General features: G+C 71.2%; 2 protein-coding genes and 1 pseudogene. 2 read left to right on the plus strand and 1 reads right to left on the minus strand.

Annotated features, from left to right (window positions below; genetic code table 11):
* A pseudogene (locus ACTWQJ_RS50660) lies at positions 1 to 1,090 on the minus strand (hypothetical protein); the annotation flags it as partial.
* A gap of 166 nt (positions 1,091 to 1,256) precedes the next feature.
* Between ACTWQJ_RS50660 and ACTWQJ_RS50665 the strand changes: the two are divergent.
* Both ACTWQJ_RS50665 and ACTWQJ_RS50670 read left to right on the plus strand, forming a co-directional pair.
* Positions 1,257 to 1,526 carry a hypothetical protein gene (locus ACTWQJ_RS50665; RefSeq protein ID WP_443313085.1) on the plus strand — a complete coding sequence of 90 codons (270 nt, stop codon included), beginning with the start codon at positions 1,257 to 1,259 and terminating at the stop codon, positions 1,524 to 1,526.
* A gap of 92 nt (positions 1,527 to 1,618) precedes the next feature.
* The coding region (locus tag ACTWQJ_RS50670; RefSeq protein WP_443313084.1) for a MurR/RpiR family transcriptional regulator at positions 1,619 to 2,126 on the plus strand (508 nt) is incomplete at its 3' end.

Below are 2,126 nucleotides of genomic sequence, written 5' to 3' on the forward strand. Positions count from 1 at the left end.
CGCTGCCCGCGCGCAGTTGGTGGCGGGCCGGGGCGGAGGAGGGCGTACGGTGCCACCCCGGAGTGTCCTGGATCTGCCAGACGAGCATGAAGGCGAAGTGGCCGTCGAGGCCGCCGTCGGGCCTTCTCGCGTGCCGGGCCCAGCGGGTGTCGCCCCGGTAGCGCCCCAGGTCGGCGCCGATCCGGCGGCCGAAGTGGCGCAGGCCCAGGACCGCTTCGAAGCCGCAGTGCTGTTCGCTGTAGCGCGGCCCGCCCACGTCGAAGCCGCCGGTGGTCAGACGGGCGTCGAGATAGCGGGCGAGCGCGTCGCCGTCCTCGGCGAAGACCTTCTCGCCGCTGGTCCGGTGGGCCTGGGCGAGGAACGACAGGGAGATGGGACCGTAGTTGTTGTCGTACGCCCCGCCGTGCTCGGGCGGAAGCAGCGCACCCCGGTCACGGATGCGGCGGACGCGGATCTCCTCGGCGTACAGACGCATCGCGCGTGCGCGGACCGACTCCCCCTGTGCGGGCGGGAGATGGCGGGCCAGCATCAGGCCGGCGACCACGCAGCCGATCGCCTGGTTGGCCGCCTCCTGCGGGTTGAAGGAGGTGGCCTCGGTCAGCCAGCCCCAGTACCCGACCGCCAACTCGAGCAGTTGAAGGCGTGATTCGTCGTCGAGGAGTCCGCCGGCCATGTCGAGCACGTCGACCGTCTGGAGCAGCGCCCAGACCGTGCTCGGCCAGTCGCCGTGCGGGTGGGCGCCCGGCTCGAGGACGTAACGGGCGTACGGCAGACCCGAGTCGCGGATCCTGAGGTTCGGGTAGCCGGGGTTGTCCTCCCGGAACACTCGTTCGCGCAGGTGGAAGGCGAGGCTGCGGCGCACGGCCGACGGCAGCCGAGGGTCTCTGCCGTGCTGCCAGGCGAGCGCGAGCAGGGACGTGACACCCAGGGAGGTGTCGCCGACGTCGAGAACGGCCGCAGGGTGTTCGAGGCTGCCGTCCGGCGTGATCCGCGCCAGCGCCTGCTCGGCGACGTCCGCGAGAACGGCGTCGTAGGCCTCCGGTGTGTCCGGCAGGTCGTGCAACGGGCCTCGCTGGTAAGGGAGATGCACGTCGGTTCGCCCCTTTCGCCGGGGAGACCAGCGTCTCGCGGAACGCGGACACACGGACCGTGTCCGGCAGGCGTTCCTCCAACCGGATCGAGCTGAACTCCGGCACGCTGTGCGCCGTACCCCACTGCACGGCAGACGGTCTGTCGGTACGACTTCCGCGGGGCGGATGATGACGCACGTCCGGCACTGGATCAGCCGCAAGCGGTGGCTGGCGCCGCTGGTCGCGGCCCTGTTGCTGGGCCAGATGGCCGTCGCCATGGTGACCGGCGCCGCACAGCAGACACCGACGATCGACGAGCCCGCCGACGAAGTGCACGGGCTGCTGGTCGTGTCCGACTCGGCGGCCGCCACGGCCACCGGGCGGGTGGCCGAGCTGATCGCGAGCAGCCGGCCGGTCGACGAGGTCGGGCACTCGATCACTCTGTACCGCCGGTAACACGGCCGGCGCCGGCGAGTAACGTGCGCCCCTGATCGCCACGGTCCGTGAGCTATGTTGAAGCTCCGTGGGAAGCAAAAGGAGGCGCACCGGTGCCATCGCCGCAGCAGGCACGCGCACAGGCATCCTCGATCACCTCGGGGAAGACCGCCACCGAGCCGGGGGCTGCCCCGACTTCCCAGCTCAGGGCGCTGTTCGACCGGCCGCGACTGTCGCCGGGTCAGCGGCGGATCGCCCAGTACCTGATCGAGCACATCACCGAAGCGGCGTTCCTCTCGATCACCGATCTCGCCGACCGCGTCGGCGTCAGCCAGCCGTCGGTGACGCGTTTCGCCGCCGCGGTCGGCTTCAGTGGTTACCCCGCGCTACGGGAGAAACTCCAGTCGATCGCCCTCGGCACCCTCGCGGGCGGCCCCGCTGCGGCCGAGGAAGAACGTGGCAACGAACTCCAGGCGGCGGTCGACGCCGAGATCGAGAACCTGGAGAACCTCCGCCGCGACTTCGCCGACCCCGACCAGGTCATCGAGATCGGCCGCAAGCTGTCGGAGTCGACCCCGCTGACCGTTCTGGGCCTGCGCATCTCCGCTTCGCTGGCCGAGT

Origin of the sequence: Streptomyces sp. KR55, from assembly GCF_052245645.1 — a bacterium.
Classification (GTDB): Bacteria; Actinomycetota; Actinomycetes; order Streptomycetales; family Streptomycetaceae; genus Streptomyces; species Streptomyces flavusporus.

Excerpts from the sequence above, each read along its gene's own strand:
- ACTWQJ_RS50665 (WP_443313085.1), top strand. The coding sequence starts at position 1,257 with ATGATGACGCACGTCCGGCACTGGATCAGCCGCAAGCGGTGGCTGGCG.